Raw genomic sequence first — 17,391 nt, 5'->3', positions numbered from 1 at the left:
GCGAAGGACCTCGGGTTCGAGGTTACCTGGCGCACGGTCGGTCCTCGGACAAGACATCGAACTGCTCACTCGAGCCGGTGGCAGACGCCGACATACGGGCCGAACGGCCATCGAGTTATCGAGCGGGTCGCCGAACGCGCTTGCAGCCTGGCTTAGACGAGTAGATTCCGGTCAAGACACGGACTGCCGTTGCAACGACCGCGGGGGAGCACAAGTGAAAGCGTCAGAGACCAAGTTGCTGGACCTTCTTGCCAAGGGCAGCCAGTTCGTGATCCCCATCTATCAGCGGACCTACTCATGGACCCAGGCTGAGTGTGCTCAGCTTTGGAGCGACGTCCTGCGGGCCGGCACCAATAGTTCGCTGAACGCGCACTTCATCGGCTCCATCGTGCACGTCGAGAAGGGACTGTCCAACCTCACGTCACAGGAACCGAATCTGGTCATTGACGGCCAGCAACGGTTGACCACAGCCACGCTGCTCATCGCCGCGTTGGCACGAGCGCTGGAGCAGTTGCCTGAGGATCAACGGGAGCCCCTCGATGGCTTCTCGCCGAGGAAGCTACGGAATCGCTACCTGGTGAACAACGACGAGGACGGCGAGCGCTACTTCAAGTTGTTGCTGTCGCAGACCGACAAGGAGACGCTGAAGGCTGTCGTGGGGGGCACCGAATCTCCGTCGCAGAAGTCGGAACGCGTGGAGGAGAACTTCGGTTACTTCGAGGATCAGCTGGCCAAGCTCAGCGACGATCTGGGAACAGTGTGCCGCGGCCTCGCGAAGCTCGTGGTCGTCGACATTCGCCTCGATAGGACGCATGACAACCCTCAGCTCATCTTCGAGTCGATGAACTCGACCGGTCGAAAGCTGTCGCAGGCTGACCTGATTCGGAACTTCGTGTTGATGGGCCTGGAGCCGAGCACGCAGGACCGGTTGTATGCGCAGTACTGGCGGCCGATGGAAACCGACTTCGGTCAGGCGGCATACGAGGCCCAGTTCGACGACTTCGTCCGGCACTACCTCACGGTGGTCACCGGAGACATCCCTCGCCTGGGAGACATCTACGAAGCGTTCAAGGCACATGACCGGGCTCGACGCGACCGCGGGGAGTCCGTGGAGGCGCTGGTCAGCGAGTTGCGTGACTACGCGCGGCGCTATTGCGCGGTCGCGTTGGGGCATGAGCGGGACAGGCGCCTGAACGCAGCCTTCCAGGACCTCCGCGAGATCAAGGCCGACGTTGTCTACCCGTTCCTCCTTGAGGTCTACACGGACTACGAGCTGGGCACCCTCAGCAGTACGGAACTGACCGAGATCGTCGACATGGTGACGTCGTACATCTTCCGTAGGGCGGTCTGCCGTGTGCCCACCAACTCGCTCAACACCACCTTCGCCACGTTCGCCAAGGCGTTGCGCAAGGACCGGTACGTCGACAGCGTCAGGGCGCACTTCCTCAGCATGAGGAGCTACCGCGCCTTCCCGACTGACGAGGAGTTCTCTGAGTCGCTCACGTCCACCGACCTCTACCACTTCAAGCGACGGTCGTACTTCCTGCGACACCTCGAGAACCACGACCGCAAGGAGCACGTCGCGATCGAGGACTACACCATCGAGCACATCTTGCCGCAGAACGAGGACCTCTCTCCAGCCTGGCGGCAGGCGCTGGGGGAGGACTGGGCGGAGGTGCAAGCGCGATACCTTCACACGCTGGGGAATCTCACCCTCACCGGCTACAACTCCGAGTACAGCGACCATCCATTCGCCGTGAAGCGCGACATGGAGGGTGGCTTCAAGGACAGTCCGCTTCGGCTCAACAGGGGCCTCGGGCAGTTGGACGAGTGGAACGCCAAGCGCATCGAGGAACGAGCCGAACGGTTGGCTGAGAACGCAATCAAGATCTGGACTAGGCCCAGCCTCCCGGCCGCCACACTGGCTGAGTTTCATGAGCCTCGCCCTGACACGGGTTTCACGATCGAGGACCACCCGAACTTGCTCCCGGCCCCTCGACGCGCTCTCTTCGAGAAGTTCCGCGCTGAGGTCCTAGCGCTGGACCCGGGGGTCAGCGAGCAGTTCCTCAAGTTGTACGTCGCGTACAAGGTCGAGACCAACTTCGTCGATGTCGTGCCTCAGGTCGCACGGCTGCGCCTGAGCCTGAACCTGCCGTTCGAGGCGCTGCACGACGAGCGAAGGCTCGCGTGGGATGTCACAGGGCGCGGGCACTGGGGTAACGGAAACGTCGAAGTAGGACTGGACGAAAACTCGGACTTCACCTATGTCATGGGACTAGTCCGGCAGGCGTACGAGTATCAGCTGGCCGAGTGATGACCGCGCAAGTCTGAGTTGGGCTCAACTGCATCAGTCATGCATCCTGCGGATCGGTCAGCGGGAGCCCGATCGCTTCTTCGCCTTCGGGTGTTCATTGGACGTCCAGGCCTCAGCGGGCTGCAACGCCTTGGCCTTCGATTTCAGCGCATCGTCAAGCTCGCCGCTGTGATCGTCAAACCACACGCCGATCAGATCCCGCGTAGCTTCGCTGTACTCCAAGACGACACCCCGAGACAGTCCCCACTGGTGCTTCTTCACCCGCAGGTAGTCACGCGCATCCTGCTCAGCCGCTGCTGGAATGAACCCCGGTGGTCGAGTCATCCACACCACGAGCCAACCGTCGGCACGGTCACTGGACTGCGGCAACGGCATTGCTTGCATACGCCGTCGGCGCCCTCCCGCGAACGGGTTATGCAGCAAATCAACCGGAATCTTCGCCATTTGCGACTGCGCGGCCTCAGAACCCGCTAGCAGGGTCGCGCAGATGCTGAGCCAGGCATAGTCCTTCCGAGCGCGTAGTTGATCCAGCAGCGGCCGCAGCTCCGTGTGAGCCATAGCCGGCTTGGGCACGCTTCCCTGCCCAGCAAGTTGGGCGTAGTGCCAGTGGTCAAGGGCGTCCGTGCGGCTCGTCAGGTACACCGGCCGCTGGCGCTCGTACCGACGGCGCTCCGCCGTTCTCACCTCGCCCATCCATGGGTAGGTCTCTCGGAGGGCATGCGGGTCTTCCTCGACGTAGAGACCGGCCGAGAAGAAGTGTAGGAACAGGTCGAGCTCATCGGGTGCCGTGTACATCACGGTCGACTCCAGCGCTCGACGCCGCCGCAGATACAGCAGCAACTCGGCCGGGTGGTCGATCAACTCCGCGATGAGGTCAAGGTCGAGGATGGACACAGTCCACGGGATGTTGTCGGGAGGGATGATCCCCGCTATGGCCAGCTGTGCGGTCGCCGTCGAGACTCCCATCAGGTCCTCAATGCTTACCGCCACCGTGTGGATCTCACGGATGTGAGTGAGATCGATCCACCCCTCACCATGCACCTGGATACCGCCATCGACGAGGATGCGTTCACGAAGTCGGCCTGCCTGATCGGCCGCCTTCGTCACGATCCCGGTCAGGTCGCGCCGAAGCCGTCGCGTTTCACCTTCGCGCGAGCCCGGCGAGATCGCCACCGCCTTGTCTTCAATGATGATTGCGACGTCGTCCTGGACGACCAGATGATCCCCCTCCACACGTTTTGTGTAAGTGGAGGGAGATCTGCCCTCCTCATCCGGCGAGGCCGGCACGTAGTACTCGAACCCCTCGCGATACGACGCATCCGGGAGTACCTTCGCCAGGGCGCCGTGACTTCGCTGCTCAAGCAGCTCGCCCCGGTGCTTCGCATAGCGCTCCCAGGAACTTGTGGTCTTCAGGTGTTCCTCGAACGCTTCTCGAACAGCGGCGAGCAGGTCAGCGTTATGAACGAGCATGAAGCCGTCCGACAAAGCCAAGACTGGGTGCACGCGCAGCGGGTTCGCCCCGCTGGTGAACTCATGAACGACATCAAGCGCCGTGGCTGATCTCGTATCGAGGCTGAAGAAGTCCAGCACCGACTGAACGGTCTGCGGCGGCAGTCCGATTGTGTCGGCGATCTCGGCCGCTCCAACAACGACCTGGGCCGTTGGCGGCTCCCATGCTGCAGTCCAAGCCGCCTTCGCCACGGCTAGAGCATTGGGGTTGGGTGTGCCTCCTCTGGGGGTGGAACTCATCGCCACGGTGCTCGCAACCCGCATGGCGATCATCCGATCGTTCAGGCGTCCCACCTGAACATCGTGGAGACCGCCCAGGACACTGTGCGCCTGTCGCGCATCAAACCCAAGGGTGTCAATGAGAGCCTGTCGGACTGCTGGCTCAGAGAAGAGCTCCATGTAGAGGTCCTCGACACGATCCGGGTACGAGGAACTACGAATCCATACCTGAGCACCGCGCATGTAGGCGGCGATGACTGCCAACTGGTCTGAGAAGTCAGCCTGTGCCATTTCGCGTAGCTGCGCTAGGTGGAACAAGCGGTCCACGGCCGGCAGCAACCGACCGTGAACCAGGTCCGTCAGAGGCTGAACCCCAGGAGCAGGGTCGCCAGCATCATTCGGCCCGCTCGATGACCCATCGTGGACCGCCGCAGTGATCGCTATCAAGGCCATGAGCTCAGCTCTGGACGGAGCCGAATCCGCGTCCTCTCGAACCTCGCCTTCGGGCGCCCAAGGCAGGCACGCCAGACGCACGACCTCGATCAACCGTGCCGGCTCGACCTCGTTGATGGCAGCCGTGAACTCTTCGACGGCAGTGGCGAGCGCATCGCCTATCGCCGCCGCGGGGTCGTCCGCGTCGGCGTACTCGGCCATCAGGTTGACGATGGCCTCAGTCTGTGCGGTTGCGACGCGCACGTGCGGGTCGAGCGGCTCCGCACGCCCCGTCGTAGTGCGCCCCCTCTTCTTACGCGCGTTCTTGCGCTTTGTCTTAGATGCCATCGCGCTCACTACATCACGCTGCCCAGGGCGATCGGCCCTTCCCCCGCAGGTGCCGCGCCGGCGTCTGCCTCACGATGGGCAGACGTCCGGCCTGCCGAGACCAAGATCGATGCACGCGTCTTCCTCGCGACAGACAAGATGACCGCAAGGACTTCGTCTCCATGAGTTGGCGACGATCGCGCTTATCATGGCCACGCGTGTGCAAACTGCGTCGCTGACGTGTGCAACCCGAGTCTCGACAGGCTGTAACGATGCCCGTCTACGCGGAAAGCTTCATTTCGGGGAAGCCCTCACTGAGAGGTCTTCGCAGAATAACGCGGAGACTTCGCAGAATTACCGGTCCCGGTGGGTCACCCCATCGAGAGCCAGCCCTCTTGAACGAGAGCCGCTCCGACACCCGTCGGTGCGGCTCTCGTGCGTGGCCTGCCAGTCCGTCACAAGCAATCCGTCTGCGCCGACCTCACGCGGCGGGCGGGGCGACTGTCGCGTCGTGTCTACCTGATCGGATGAGCGCCTCGGCGATGAAGCCGGTGACTTTCAGGTCCTCGACGAAGGTACGCAGGAATCCGACCGTCTGGGGGCTCCGGGTCCGCGTGGTGCCCACGGCCTGCTGGATCTCCATGAAGCACGGCTCGAGCAGCCGAGTCCCGGGATGGGTTGCGACGAAGTCGACGACCGGCTGCCTGATGCCCGCGGCGACCTCCAGTTGCTGCTCAGTGAACGTCGCGGTGCCCTCGCTGCCACGCACCACCTCTGCGTGAGCCAGGGTGCGGGTGAGGAACAGGTCGTAGGCGGACCCCTTCTTGACCCCGACCCGGACGCCCGGGCGGTCCACGTCGGTGGCAGAGGTGAGAGGCGAGTCGTCGCGGACCGCGAAGACCCCCTCGATGAGGGCGTACGGCGCGGTGAAGGCGACTGTCTCTTCGCGGGCAGGGTCGACGGCGAGGAAGCAGATGTCGGCCCGACCAGCGGCCATCGCCTCGAACGAGTCGCGCGCGGCGTCGAAACAGATCAGCTCGACCGGGATCCCGAGCCGAGAGCCGAGCTCCCGGGCAATGTCGACCGTGACGCCGGCGGGAGCGTCGGGTGTGCCCTGGGCGAGCACGGGGTTGCCGAGGTTGATCGACGCACGCAGGGTGCCGGACGGAGCTAGATCGTTGGTGATGTCCACGAGCCGCATGGTGCCAGCCGTGTCGCTCGTGGCAGCGGGCGACGTTCCGGTCCCGGTGGGGTCACCCCGCTGAGAGCCAGCCCTCGTGAACGTGAGCCGCTCCGACACCCGTCCCCTGCGTGTGAGCTCATACCGATCTGGATCCGCCTGTCACACGCCTCCCATCAGGTTCGGATGCGAGCGCACCGGTGGGTGCTGAATCTGTTGTCGGAGGGTGCAGATTGGCGGAGCAGTTCGCGGAATGCGACTGCTACGAGCTGCGCGATGGCGGCCAACTTCGACCTCACGCCCGGACTGGGCGGGCAGGGATGGACTGGCCTTGGAACGGGTCGGGCTCAGCTGAGTCCCGGTAGCGGTTGGCGACTGCGTCTGCCCGAGCGTGCAGGGAGACGCGCAGCTCACGCGGGGCGATCGCTTCAGCGTTGATACCGAGCTGCCACAGCGCCCACTCTGCGTGCCAGAGATCTTGGAAGGTGACTTCGAGCCGCAGCCAGCCGTCTGGTTCGGCCTCCTCGACGCGAACCGCTTCGGCCATGTCGAGGAGGTCATCCCGCCGCGCCGCGCTCACCCGTACCTGGACGGGGACGTGACCCTCGGACAGGAACTCCGCGCACCGCTGTGCCCAGACGTGCTCGAGGTCGACCTGCTCGGGTCGCTGAGCCGGTTCGGCAAGCTCTTCGGCGGCGCGGATGCGCGATAGTCGAAGGGTCCGGTCGGTGCCGGACTCGGTGACCAGGAGGTAGCCCGTGTCTCGCACGGTGACCAGGCCGATCGGGTCCACTGTGCGCCACTGGGGTGTCTGGCCTCGCGAGGCGTAGTGGATCCGCAACCTGCGGCCGGCGAGGACCGCGCGTCGCACCACCGTCAACGTGGCGTCGGGCAGCGCGTCTCGGCTCAGGCGACGGGAAAGGAGGTCGGTCTCGGGGTTGACCAGGAATCGCTGTGCCGCGTTGCTCGCGGCGACCTGATGGCTTTCGGGCAGCGCGTCAACGATCTTCCGCATCGCTGAGGCGAGAGCCGTTCGGAGTCCCAGAATCTGCTCGCCTGAACCCGAGTCCGCGGTGAGCAGCGCGAGCGCTTCCTCGTGGTTGAGGCCCGTGAGCTCGGTGCGGAACCCCGGCAGCAGCGAGTAGCCACCGTGCCTGCCGCGTTCGGCATAGACGGGGACGCCAGCCGCAGAAAGGGCTTCGATGTCGCGCATGACGGTGCGCGTGGAGACCTCGAGCTCCTTGGCCAAGGCAGTCGCGGTCAGCTGGCCGCGCTGACGCAGCAGAAGGACCAAGGACACCAGCCGATCAGCGCGCACCACGAAGACGCTACCGAATACCTGACACAAGGTGTCGTGATTCAGCGTCAGGGTGGTGACGCGGGGCCGACCGCGGCCCGCGAACGGGGGAGACTCCGGATGCAATCTGATGGGAGCTGATGTGGCGATCGAACGAGTGGCCGTCAACCCCGTGGGGTGGTCGGTGGAGATGGGGTTCAACCAGGGCGAAGTGGTCACCGGCCACACCCGGACGTTGTACTGCTCTGGGCAGACCGCGATGGGGGCCGACGGAACTCCCCGTCATGAGGGAGACATGGCAGCACAGGTGAGGTTGAGCCTGGACAACCTGGAGGCGGTGCTCGCCGCGGCCGGCATGACGCTGGCCGATCTCGTGCGGCTCAACGTCTACACGACCGACGTCGACCTGCTCTTCGAGCACTACGGGGTGCTGGCGTCGCGGCTGGGAGCAGCCCAGGTGGCGCCGACCACCACGATGCTCGGCGTGGCTCGGCTGGCGATCCCCGGGCAGATGATCGAACTGGAAGGGACGGCAGTCGCCTGAGCGGCTGTCGCTGCTGCCGCACCGAGCCCCGCCCGGCCTGGCCTCCTGCCCGCGCCATCCGGCATGGGCACTGTGGCCCGTCCGCAGACCGGCCGGCCGCGTTACCGTCCACGGGTGTGCTTCTCGGTGGGCGCCGATCTGACGGCGGGCGTGGTCCTCCTCCCCGTCGGCGTGTTCTGCCTGAGCGAGGTGCGCACGCTGCGTGAGGTGCCGTTCGCCTCGCTGCCGCTGCTCTTCGCGCTCCACCAGCTGACCGAGGCCCTCGTCTGGCACAGCGCGTCCGACATCTTCTCGCCCGGGGTCCAGCACGCCGCAGCGATGGCCTACGTCCTCTTCGCGTTCCCAGTGCTTCCGATCCTGGTGCCACTCGCGGTGCTGCTCCTCGAGCCGAAGGGGCGCCGCCGGCGGGTGACCCCGTTCGTCGCGCTCGGCGCGGTGGTCGCGGCCTACCTGCTCTGGGCGGTGCTCAGCGGCCCGCTCGAGGTCCGGGAGGAGCCGCACGCGCTGGTCTACGACGTCGGCCTGACCTTCGGGCCGATGTGGGCCGTGCTCTACGTCGTCGCGGTGATCGGTCCGTCGGTGCTCTCGGGCTACCCCTCCATCGTCGCCTTCGGGCTGCTCAACCTCGTCGGGCTCACGGTCGTCGCCATCGTCTACGTCCAGGCGTTCGCGTCGCTGTGGTGCGTGTACGCCGCGCTGACGTCCGCGCTGATCACCGTGCACATGGTGCTGCGCCGCCGGCTGTCCGACCTCCACCGCCTCGAGGGTCAGGCACTGGCGCCCGCCTGAGGCGGCGCCGACGCGGGGGAGAGGGAAATTCCTCGGATCCGGCCGGTCGCCGGTGCATCCAGTGGGCGGTGTGGTGCGGAGAAGGAGGTGACCGCAGATCGCGGTCACCCACGAGAGGACATGCCAATGAACGTGTTCCGCCGCACCACCGCAACTCTCGCTCTCGCCCTCACCACGGCACTGGTCGCCCCAGCTGCCGCCCACGCTGCCGGCTCCGGATCGGGGGGCGCCGGCGCCACGGGGACGAACAGCCTGGCGTCGGTGCTCACCGCCGACGGCAACCAGTTCGACCGCGACTGGTACGACTACGACATCGTCACCGAGGCGGTGCTGGCCGTCATCGCCGCCGACTCCGACGCCAACAGCCCGGTGCGCCTGCTCGCCGACGGGTCGGTGGCGCTGACCGCGTTCCTCCCCAACGACCGCGCGTTCCAGGTGCTCGTCAAGGACCTGACCGGGCGGTGGGTGCGCTCGGAGGCGGACGTGTTCGCCGCAGTCGCGAGCCTGGGCATCGACACGGTCGAGAACGTCCTGCTCTACCACGTCGTCCCGGGCGCCACCATCACGGCCCGCGACGCGCTCCGGTCGAACGGCGCCCAGCTGACCACGGCGCTCGGGCCCACGATCGGCGTCAAGGTGCCCTCGCGGTTCCTGCCGATCATCATCCTTCGGGACCAGGACCCCAACGACGTCGACCCGATCGTCAACCCGCTCGCTCTCGACATCAATCGGGGCAACGCGCAGATCGCCCACGGCATCACCTTCGTCCTGCGCCCGGCCGACCTGTGATGTGACAGGCCAGGCGTAGTCGAGCACGAGGGCCTCCGGCGGGACGGGTCTCCCCCACCCCATCGCCGGAGGACCTCGTCGCTACGCCTCGGACCGCGCCGGTCCGGTGCGCGGTGGCAGCCGGCCTACTTCGGGGCGCCGGCCTCGAGCTCGCCCAGCAGTCGGTCGAGCAGGCGGCGAAGCGTACGGGCCTCGTCCTCGCTCAGGTCGATGCCCTCCACCAGCCCTGCCGGCACGCCGGCCACGTCGGCGCGGAGGGCCAGACCGCGCTCGGTGGGGGCGACCAGCACCCGCCGCTCGTCGGCGCGGTCGCGGGTGCGGGTGACCAGGCCGGCCTGCTCCATCCGCTTGAGCAGCGGCGTCAGGGTGCCCGAGTCGAGGTGGACCCGGCCGCCCAGCTCGCCGACCGTCAGCGGACCGTCGGCGTCCCAGAGCGCGAGCAGGCAGAGGTACTGCGGGTAGGTCAGGCCGACGCCGGCCAGCAGCTCGCCGTAGCGCCGGGTGAGGGCCCGCGACGTCGCGTAGAGCGGCAGGCAGATCTGCTCGTCGAGCGCGAGCTGCGGGTAGTCGTCCACGACGTGGATGATACTGGTTGTGCAATTAAATTGTGCGCAATATGATCGAGCACATGGAAACTGTCTACACCGCAAGCGCCGTCGCCACGGGCGAGGGCCGCAACGGCCACGTCGAGTCCACCGACGGCCTGCTCGCCGTCGACGTCCGCATCCCGAAGGAGATGGGAGGCCCCGGCGGGGCGACCAACCCCGAGCAGCTGTTCGCGGCCGGCTACGCCGCGTGCTTCCACTCCGCGCTCCACGCCGTGGCCCGGGGCTCGGACGCGGACGTGTCGGAGTCCGAGGTCGTGGCCGACGTCTCGATCGGCGACAACGGCAAGGGCGGGTTCGGCCTGGCCGTCGCCCTCGAGGTCACCCTTCCCCGTGTCGAGCGCTCGCTCGCCGAGGAGCTGGTCGAGAAGGCGCACCAGGTGTGCCCCTACTCCAACGCCACCCGCGGCAACATCGAGGTCCGGCTCACCGTCGCCTGACGGAGCGAGCGGCCGGCGTCGGGCTAGACGTCGAAGACGTTCCAGCAGATCGGGTTGCGACGTCGTTGGTCCTCGAGCACCAGCTCGCGGACCTCGCGGGGGAGCCGGGCGTGCTGCCACCGACACTCGGCCGCACGCGCGGCCTCCTGGCGCTCGGTCCCCGCGGCGGCCATGGCCGCCTTGATGGCGTAGGCCGCGGCGCCGAGGTCGTGCTCGGGCACGTGCGCGACCACCGCGGCCTGCCCGGCGGCGTACGCAGCGAAGCGCGGCGCACCCGCGAGATCGCGAGCGGCTCCCATCGCGTGGCCGCCCGCGGCCCGCGTGCGCATCATCGGCAGCTCTCCCCGGACCCACGCGCGGACGGCCTCGATCGCCTCCCGCGGCCGGGGGTCGTCCCCCCGAGCCTGTTCGAAAAGAGCCAGCACGTGCTCCGCGCACGTGGCGGCCCAGAGGGCGAGCCGGTGATGGTCCTCGTCGCGCAAGGTCCCTCCGCGCCGGATCGTCACCAGGCGCGGGTCACGGACCTGCGGCAGGATCACGGGCCGACGCTACGTCACCAGCAGGACGCCCAGGCGCCGCGGGCGTGGGTGCGGGCGTGGTCGATCGCGCGGACGTACTCCCGGTGCCGCGCCACCGGCTTGCCGCCGAACACGTACGGCCGGGTGTGGCCGTCCCACGCTTGGCGGAACGACAGGTCGCCGTAGCCGCCCTTGCGGCCGACGTAGCGCAGCAGCCGGCCGTAGCGGTCCTTCGCCGCCTGGGTGCGGTCGGAGACGAGGGTGACCGTCGAGCCGACCGGCGCGAGCCGGCGCAGGTTGGCGGTCGCGGCGTCCGCGCCGCACCGGCCGCGCTCGGGGGTGTCGATGCCGAGCATGCGCACCGAGACGTGGGCACCGCTGCGCAGCCGCACGCGCAGCGTGTCGCCGTCGGTGATGCGTACGACGTCGCCCGTCTCGCGGTACGTCCGCGGGCCTTGCTGCTGGCTGTTGCCGGCGTGCTGCTGCGGCGAGGTCGTGCCCCGCCCGATGCACGGGCACGGGTTGGACTCGCACGCGACGCCGTCGCCGTCGTCGTCGAGGCGGTGCGGGTCGCCCGCGCCGGCTCCGAGGAAGAAGTGCTGAGCGGCGGCCTGGCTGGCGAAGTCGCCGCAGTCGCGGTCGACGACGGCGGACGCCAGCGCCGGCGCGGTGGCGCTCAGGCCGAGCGCCACCACGGCCAGCGCAAGCGCGCGGACGATCGTGTCGAGCATGGTCCCCCCACGGGATCGGGTGTGCTGAGGGGCAAGCCTCACACCGCCGCGCCCGGCGCGTGGCCGGAACGGGAAAGCCGAGGCGGCGCATCCTGACCGCCAGATCGGGTCGAGGCGGCGCACCCTGACCGCCGGATGGGGTCGAGTCGGCGCATCCTGTGCCAAGATGCGCCGACTCGACGGGCTGGGCGCGTCAAGACGCGCCGACTCGACCGCTTGGTCAGCCGGCGTCCTCGGTGGAGGCTTGTCGCCGCGTGCGCCAGCCCTTCTTCGCGGCCCGGCTGCGGCGCCGGCGGGCCCGTTCGGCCTCCTCCACGAGTCGTTCGGCCGCCCGCTGCTCGCGCCGCGCGGCGGTCTCTTCCCGGCGGCGCTCGGCCTCGAGCACGGCGGGGGAGCGGACCGGCCAGGCGTAGGGCAGGTCGTCGGGGACGCCGGGAAACCGCTCGCGGTAGAGGTCAGGATCCTTGCGCACCAGCGCCGAGCGGTGGCTCAGGTGGAGAGCCGGGTCGCCCAGCCACGCCGGGAGTGCGCCGGCCGCGGCGAGCTCGGGCTGCGTACGCACGCTCGTGATCCCGGCCTCGGCCAGGTCGGCGGCGATCGTCGCCGCGCACGTGTCGCCGAAGCCGAGCTCGAGCCACACCACGCAGCAGGTGAGGCCGTAGCGCCCGAGCGCCTCCTCGTGGCCCTTCCACATCAGCGTCGCCGGGTGGTTGGCCCAGCCGTAGCCCGGCACGGTCAGCGCCCGCACCACCTGGATGGTCTCCACCCGTTGCTTGCCCAGCCGCTTCTGGTCCAGCGCCCGCGCCGACGCCTCGAAGTCGGGGTAGGGGAGGAAGGTCTGCACCCGTTCGAGGCTAGGTGGCGCTCCGGGGGCCACGCCCCACCCCGACGGCCGATCGGGGATTCCTCGGAACGTCCTCGAGCCGCCTGCCGTCCCGGCCGCATCTCGGGTCAGGACGGGCCGACTGGACGGGCTGGGCGGGTCAGGACGCGCCGACTCGACGGGCTGGGCGGGTCAGGACGCGTCTGGCAGCATCCGCGGGGTGGACGGATGCGTGTTCTGCCAGATCATCGCCGGCGAGCTGCCCGGGCACCTGGTGCTGGAGACCGACGACCTGGTCGCCTTCCTGGACACCCGGCCGGTGTTCAAGGGCCACGTGCTGCTCGTGCCGCGTGCCCACCTCGAGACGCTGCCCGACCTGCCGGCCGACCAGCGCGACGGGTTCCTGGCCGCGGCCCAGCGGCTCGCGACCGCGGTGGTGGACGCCCTCGGTGCGCAGGGGTCGTTCGTCGCGATCAACAACACGGTCAGCCAGTCGGTGCCGCACCTGCACCTGCACGTGGTGCCGCGGACCAAGGGCGACGGGCTGCGCGGCTTCTTCTGGCCGCGCACGAAGTACGCCGAGGGCGAGGCGGCGGCGTACGCCGAGCGGTTGCGGGCTGCCCTCGACTCCTAGCCGGACGGGACGCCACCTCACCCCGGCGACGTCGTACGCTCCCGACGCCGCACCACCGCCAGCACGCCGACGACCGCGGCTGCGACCGCGGCCAGCGTGGGCACGACGAGCGCCCGCTGGTAGTCGCCGAGGGCGGCCCCGTCGGCGTGGCCTGCGCCCAGCGCGACCGTGACGCCCGCCAGGCCGAGCGCCCCGCCGAACTGGAACGCGGTGTAGACGACGCCACCGGCGGAGCCCTGCTCGGCCTCCGGCACCCCCTCGGCGGCCAGCGAGGTCAGCGGTCCGTAGACCAGGGCGAACGCCGCGGCGACCAGCAGCAGGCTCGGCAGGAAGTCCACGTAGGACCAGTCGTTCCCGAGCCCGAGCAGGCGGCCGAACGCGACGGCGGCCGCGACGAGGCCGGCGGTCATCACCCGGGCGGCGCCGAAGCGGCGGACCAGCGACGGCGTCAGCAGCGGCGCGGCCACCAGGTCCAGGCCCATGATCGCGAAGGTGAGACCCGCCTCGAGCGGGCTCCAGCCCCGCAGGTCCTGGAGGTAGAGGGTGACGGCGAACTGGAAGCCGAAGAAGGCGCCCATGAAGAGCAGGCCGGCGAGGCTCGCGTGCAGGAGGAGGCCCTCGCGCAGCATCCCCAAGCGGAGCAGTGGCGAGGAGTGGCGGGACTCGATCGCGACGAAGGCCCCGAGGAGCACCACCGCCGCGCCGACGACGAGGACCGCGGCGCCGAGCGCGCCGCCCTCGCCGACGGTGATCACCGCGTAGACGACAGCCACCATCCCGGCGGTCGCGGTGAGGGCCCCCGCCACGTCGAAGCCTCCGGGTGGGCCGTCGTGCTCGTCGGGCCGGATCAGCCTCGCGCCGGCGACCAGCAGGACCAGGCCGAGGACGGCCGGGCCGAAGAAGACCAGCCGCCAGCTCGCCGACGCCAGTACGCCGCCCGCGACCGTGCCGAGCACGAAACCCGCCGCCCCGACCGAGCCGTAGACGACCAGCGCTCGGTCGCGCAGCGGCCCCTCGGGGAAGGTGGTGACGACGATGCCGAACCCGGCGGGCGTCAGGAAACCGGCGGACACACCGGTCGCGAACCGAGCCAGGACCAGCACCCAGTCCGCCGTCGCCAGGCCCCCGAGCACCGAGAAGGCGACGAAGATGACCAGCGCGAGCAGGAACACGCGGCGCCGGCCGGCGAGGTCGGCGGTCCGTCCGCCGAGCAGCATGAACCCGGCATAGCCGAGCACGTAGGCGCTGATCACCCAGTGCGCCGTGCCGGCGGTCAGCCCGACGTCGGCCGCGATGACCGGCACCGCAACGTTCAGCATGGCGATGTCGATGCCCTCGAGGAACAGTGCCCCGCAGACGACCATCAGCAGGCCCCAGGACCGGAGCGTGCTCGCTCGGTCGGCCCCCGTCTCCATGGCCCGGTCGGTCACGATGCCTCCAGTTCCGATTCGTGTCTCGGTTACCACTTGTAACCATGTCTCATCGTGAGGACGATGGACTGATGACGGAAGTAGGCACTTCGAAGTCACCTAGTTCCCGTGAGGTGACCACGGTGGACGAGGCCGCCGAGTGCGGCTGCCCGGACGCCTTCCAGTGGGACGTGCGCGAGGGATGCGAGGTGCGGCAGATCCTCGACCGGATCGCCGACAAGTGGTCGCTGCTCGTGATCGCGCTGCTGGAGCGGCGCACGATGCGCTTCAACGAGTTGCGCAGGGAGATCGACGGGATCAGCCAGCGCATGCTGACCGTCACGCTGCGCCACCTCGAGCGCGACGGGCTCGTCGGGCGCACCGTGCACCCGGAGGTGCCGCCCCGCGTCGAGTACCGGCTGACCGCGCTGGGGTGCACGCTGCTCGAGATCATCCAGTCCCTGGTGCACTGGACCGAGCTGCATCAGCACCAGATCGCCCACGCCCGAGAGAAGTTCGACGAGCGCACCGCTCGCGAGGGGCGGTCCGCCTAGTCTGCGGGACGCTCTCCGCGCCTAGGAGGCCATCGCCTCGTCGGCGCGGTCGCGGGCCGAGGCGCGCGACCACGGCCGCTCCCGCCGACGCAGCGGGTGGCCGGTCACCCAGGCCGCGAGCACCAGCGCGAGCGTGCCGACCAGCGCCCCGCCGATCACGTCGACGAAGAAGTGCCACCCGAGGTAGACCGTGGACAGGCAGGTGAGCCCGGCGAAGACCCACCCGGCCACCCGCACCGGGCGCGGCAGCCGCAACAGCTCCATCACCAGGCAGGTGGTCACCGTGATGGCCACGTGCAGGGACGCGAACGCCGCCACCGTCTGCACGGCGCGGGTGTCCCAGGCTCCGGCCAGCACGGCGACGCGGTCGCTGAGCAGCAGGTCCTGCACGTCGGTGTTGAAGGTGTGGGGCAGGTCGGCGAACTGCTGGGGCCGCGAGTAGACCGGGCCGAGCGAGGGGACCAGGTAGTAGACCGCCACGCCGAGCATCCAGTTGAACGACACCGCCGTGACGTAGAGCGCGCCCGCGGCCGAGCGCCGGGTCCACACCAGCGCGATCGCCAGCGCCGCCGGCACCAGCCCGATCCACAGCACGTAGACGCCGGACAGCACCCACGCCGCCCACCCGGTGCCGAGCACGTCGTGCAGCACGCCGGCGGGGTCGTGACCCAGCCAGAGCAGCCGGTCGAGGCGCGCCAGCTCGGTGTCCCACAGCCGGTCGTCGACGAAGGGGAGATAGCCCTTGAGGTTGCGGAAGGCGACGTAGGAGACGTACCAGGCCGCGAGGCCGCTCACCGTGAACCACACCTGGTCGCGGGTCCAGCGGTCGCGGAGCACGGTGCGCAGGGCCGTCCACGCCCCCGGGCGGGGCGTGGCCCGCGCACCGGCCACCCACCGCGGCACCGCGTCGAGCAGGACGGCGAGGAGCACGATGAGCGGCAGCCGCACCCACGTCGGGACCGAGACGCCGTCGGGGTCGCGCACCGGCAGGTCGTGGGTGGCGGCGACCGCCCACGTGGCGACCGCCATCGCGGCCGCGACGCCCATCGCGCCGCGGAAGTCGCCCCGTGCCATGGCTGGCAGGCTAGGGCACCGGACGACGGCGCGCGAGCGAGATGCACCGGATCTCCCCACCGCGGGGGAGCCCCGCCCCGGCCCACGCACTACCCTCACGACAGACAGCCGCCCAGTCCTGAGGAGTCACGAGATGGGTCGATTCGACCGCCGCGTAGCCGTCATCACCGGAGCCGCCCGAGGCATCGGGTTCGGCATCGCGCAGCGCCTGGCGAGCGAGGGCGCCTCGATCGCGATCCTCGACCTCGACGAGTCCGCCGCCCAGGAGGCCGCCGGCCGCCTCGACCTCGCCGAGGGTGCGCGCGCCGTCGGCATCGGCTGCGACGTCGTCGACTCGGCCGCCGCCGAGGCCGCCGTGCAGCGGGTCGTCGACGAGCTCGGCGGCATCCACGTGCTGGTCAACAACGCCGGCGTCACCCGCGACAACCTGCTCTTCAAGATGACCGAGGACGACTGGGACATCGTGATGAACGTCCACCTCAAGGGCGTCTTCAACATGACCAAGGCCGCGCAGTCGCGGTTCGTGGAGCAGAAGTACGGCAAGATCCTCAACCTCTCCAGCGTCTCGGCGCTGGGCAACCGCGGCCAGGCCAACTACTCGGCCGCCAAGATGGGCATCCAGGGCCTCACCCGCACGCTGGGCATCGAGCTCGGCCCCTTCGGCATCACCGCCAACGCCATCGCACCGGGATTCATCGTCACCGAGATGACCGACGCCACCGCCCGCCGGCTCAAGATGGAGCCCGAGGAGCTGCAGCGGCTCAACGCCGAGGCCACCCCGGTGCGGCGCGTGGGCCAGCCCGAGGACATCGCCGCGGCCGCGGCGTTCCTCTGCAGCGACGAGGCGTCGTTCATCACCGGTCAGACGTTGTACGTCGACGGGGGCCGCAAGCTGGGCTGAGCCCCTCCTCCGCGTGAGATCGGCCACGATCCCTGCCTCAGGGGTCGTGGCCGGTTTGGATCTGCCCGGTCGTCCTGTCACGTTGGAGGAGGTCGAGAGACCCAACCGTCCCGGAGTACGCCGAGTCCTGCCCGGCCGGGACGACACCCCCGACAGCACCAGGGCAGGAGTGGGGGACCCACAGGTTCCAGCGCCGGTCGTCGACCGGCTCGGGGCGAAGCCACCGGACTCCCTCGGAGGACGGGGCGGGGCACCTTCCTGCCCTAGCCCGACAGCTCACCTCACAGGCGTGGAAAGGAACA

At 69.1% G+C, this 17,391-nt stretch carries 17 protein-coding genes and 1 riboswitch; of the genes, 8 read left to right on the top strand and 9 right to left on the bottom strand.

All coding sequences use genetic code 11. The features are described from left to right. Positions 1–214: 214 nt before the first annotated feature. Positions 215–2,314 (top strand): DUF262 and DUF1524 domain-containing protein, encoded by a 2,100-nt coding sequence (locus JX575_RS14025; protein ID WP_186340691.1) that lies wholly within the window; start codon positions 215–217, stop codon positions 2,312–2,314. A gap of 57 nt (positions 2,315–2,371) precedes the next feature. Here JX575_RS14025 and JX575_RS14020 read toward each other — a convergent pair whose 3' ends face one another. The 3 genes from JX575_RS14020 to JX575_RS14010 form a co-directional block, all read right to left on the bottom strand. Beyond that, positions 2,372–4,831, bottom strand: coding sequence for a preprotein translocase subunit SecA (locus tag JX575_RS14020; RefSeq protein ID WP_186340692.1), 2,460 nt, complete (start codon positions 4,829–4,831; stop codon positions 2,372–2,374). 451 nt (positions 4,832–5,282) lie between these two features. Beyond that, entirely contained in the window at positions 5,283–6,002 is a 720-nt protein-coding gene (locus tag JX575_RS14015; protein WP_186340693.1) for a transporter substrate-binding domain-containing protein, read from the bottom strand. A gap of 274 nt (positions 6,003–6,276) precedes the next feature. After that, the gene (locus JX575_RS14010) at positions 6,277–7,299 is read right to left on the bottom strand and encodes a WYL domain-containing protein (protein WP_186340694.1); all 1,023 of its coding nucleotides are present in this window, start codon (positions 7,297–7,299) and stop codon (positions 6,277–6,279) included. A gap of 127 nt (positions 7,300–7,426) precedes the next feature. Here JX575_RS14010 and JX575_RS14005 point away from each other — a divergent pair, with 127 nt between their 5' ends. The 3 genes from JX575_RS14005 to JX575_RS13995 all read left to right on the top strand — a co-directional run bounded on the left by JX575_RS14005 (position 7,427) and on the right by JX575_RS13995 (position 9,400). Beyond that, positions 7,427–7,822 (top strand): RidA family protein, encoded by a 396-nt coding sequence (locus JX575_RS14005; RefSeq protein ID WP_186341219.1) that lies wholly within the window; start codon positions 7,427–7,429, stop codon positions 7,820–7,822. A 114-nt stretch (positions 7,823–7,936) separates the two neighbouring features. Next, entirely contained in the window at positions 7,937–8,611 is a 675-nt protein-coding gene (locus JX575_RS14000) for a DUF6629 family protein (RefSeq protein ID WP_186340695.1), read from the top strand. A 126-nt stretch (positions 8,612–8,737) separates the two neighbouring features. Next, positions 8,738–9,400: a fasciclin domain-containing protein gene (locus JX575_RS13995; protein ID WP_186340696.1), complete on the top strand. Its 663-nt coding sequence runs from the start codon at positions 8,738–8,740 to the stop codon at positions 9,398–9,400. A 125-nt stretch (positions 9,401–9,525) separates the two neighbouring features. Here JX575_RS13995 and JX575_RS13990 read toward each other — a convergent pair whose 3' ends face one another. After that, complete coding sequence (locus tag JX575_RS13990; RefSeq protein ID WP_241005169.1) at positions 9,526–9,975, bottom strand: MarR family transcriptional regulator; 450 nt, start codon at positions 9,973–9,975, stop codon at positions 9,526–9,528. A 41-nt stretch (positions 9,976–10,016) separates the two neighbouring features. Here JX575_RS13990 and JX575_RS13985 point away from each other — a divergent pair, with 41 nt between their 5' ends. Next, positions 10,017–10,445, top strand: a complete 429-nt coding sequence (locus JX575_RS13985) for an organic hydroperoxide resistance protein (RefSeq protein WP_206054404.1) — start codon at positions 10,017–10,019, stop codon at positions 10,443–10,445. Between the two features lie 23 nt (positions 10,446–10,468). Here JX575_RS13985 and JX575_RS13980 read toward each other — a convergent pair whose 3' ends face one another. The 3 genes from JX575_RS13980 to JX575_RS13970 all read right to left on the bottom strand — a co-directional run bounded on the left by JX575_RS13980 (position 10,469) and on the right by JX575_RS13970 (position 12,538). Further along, positions 10,469–10,984, bottom strand: coding sequence for a putative immunity protein (locus JX575_RS13980; RefSeq protein WP_186340698.1), 516 nt, complete (start codon positions 10,982–10,984; stop codon positions 10,469–10,471). Between the two features lie 14 nt (positions 10,985–10,998). Then, the gene (locus JX575_RS13975; RefSeq protein WP_206054403.1) at positions 10,999–11,694 is read right to left on the bottom strand and encodes an excalibur calcium-binding domain-containing protein; all 696 of its coding nucleotides are present in this window, start codon (positions 11,692–11,694) and stop codon (positions 10,999–11,001) included. 220 nt (positions 11,695–11,914) lie between these two features. Next, positions 11,915–12,538, bottom strand: a complete 624-nt coding sequence (locus JX575_RS13970; protein WP_186340699.1) for an MSMEG_6728 family protein — start codon at positions 12,536–12,538, stop codon at positions 11,915–11,917. Positions 12,539–12,737: 199 nt separating this feature from the next. On the opposite strand from JX575_RS13970, the gene JX575_RS13965 reads away from it, so the two are divergent. Then, a complete protein-coding gene (locus JX575_RS13965; protein ID WP_186340700.1) occupies positions 12,738–13,151 on the top strand; it encodes an HIT family protein in 414 nt (137 codons plus the stop codon). 17 nt (positions 13,152–13,168) lie between these two features. Here the strand turns inward: JX575_RS13965 and JX575_RS13960 are convergent, their stop codons facing one another. Continuing rightward, the gene (locus tag JX575_RS13960; RefSeq protein ID WP_241005168.1) at positions 13,169–14,581 is read right to left on the bottom strand and encodes an MFS transporter; all 1,413 of its coding nucleotides are present in this window, start codon (positions 14,579–14,581) and stop codon (positions 13,169–13,171) included. A gap of 122 nt (positions 14,582–14,703) precedes the next feature. Between JX575_RS13960 and JX575_RS13955 the strand changes: the two genes are divergently transcribed. Continuing rightward, positions 14,704–15,114, top strand: coding sequence for a helix-turn-helix domain-containing protein (locus JX575_RS13955; protein ID WP_241005167.1), 411 nt, complete (start codon positions 14,704–14,706; stop codon positions 15,112–15,114). A gap of 21 nt (positions 15,115–15,135) precedes the next feature. On the opposite strand, the gene JX575_RS13950 is transcribed toward JX575_RS13955, so the two are convergent. Continuing rightward, a complete protein-coding gene (locus JX575_RS13950) occupies positions 15,136–16,188 on the bottom strand; it encodes a phosphatase PAP2 family protein (RefSeq protein WP_186340702.1) in 1,053 nt (350 codons plus the stop codon). Positions 16,189–16,321: 133 nt separating this feature from the next. On the opposite strand from JX575_RS13950, the gene fabG reads away from it, so the two are divergent. Next, positions 16,322–17,089 carry a 3-oxoacyl-ACP reductase FabG gene (gene fabG, locus JX575_RS13945; protein ID WP_186340703.1) on the top strand — a complete coding sequence of 256 codons (768 nt, stop codon included), beginning with the start codon at positions 16,322–16,324 and terminating at the stop codon, positions 17,087–17,089. 108 nt (positions 17,090–17,197) lie between these two features. Then, a riboswitch (cyclic di-AMP (ydaO/yuaA leader) is annotated at positions 17,198–17,391 on the top strand.

The organism is Nocardioides sp. zg-1228 (assembly GCF_017086465.1).
Classification (GTDB): Bacteria; Actinomycetota; Actinomycetes; order Propionibacteriales; family Nocardioidaceae; genus Nocardioides.
Note: the sequence above shows the minus strand (reverse complement) of the source record. Positions and strands in the feature narration are given on the sequence as shown.

Coding starts and splice junctions, on each gene's coding strand:
- JX575_RS14015 (WP_186340693.1), bottom strand. CDS start 6,002: ATGCGGCTCGTGGACATCACCAACGATCTAGCTCCGTCCGGCACCCTG.
- fabG (WP_186340703.1), top strand. CDS start 16,322: ATGGGTCGATTCGACCGCCGCGTAGCCGTCATCACCGGAGCCGCCCGA.
- JX575_RS13995 (WP_186340696.1), top strand. CDS start 8,738: ATGAACGTGTTCCGCCGCACCACCGCAACTCTCGCTCTCGCCCTCACC.
- JX575_RS13975 (WP_206054403.1), bottom strand. CDS start 11,694: ATGCTCGACACGATCGTCCGCGCGCTTGCGCTGGCCGTGGTGGCGCTC.
- JX575_RS13950 (WP_186340702.1), bottom strand. CDS start 16,188: ATGGCACGGGGCGACTTCCGCGGCGCGATGGGCGTCGCGGCCGCGATG.
- JX575_RS13985 (WP_206054404.1), top strand. CDS start 10,017: ATGATCGAGCACATGGAAACTGTCTACACCGCAAGCGCCGTCGCCACG.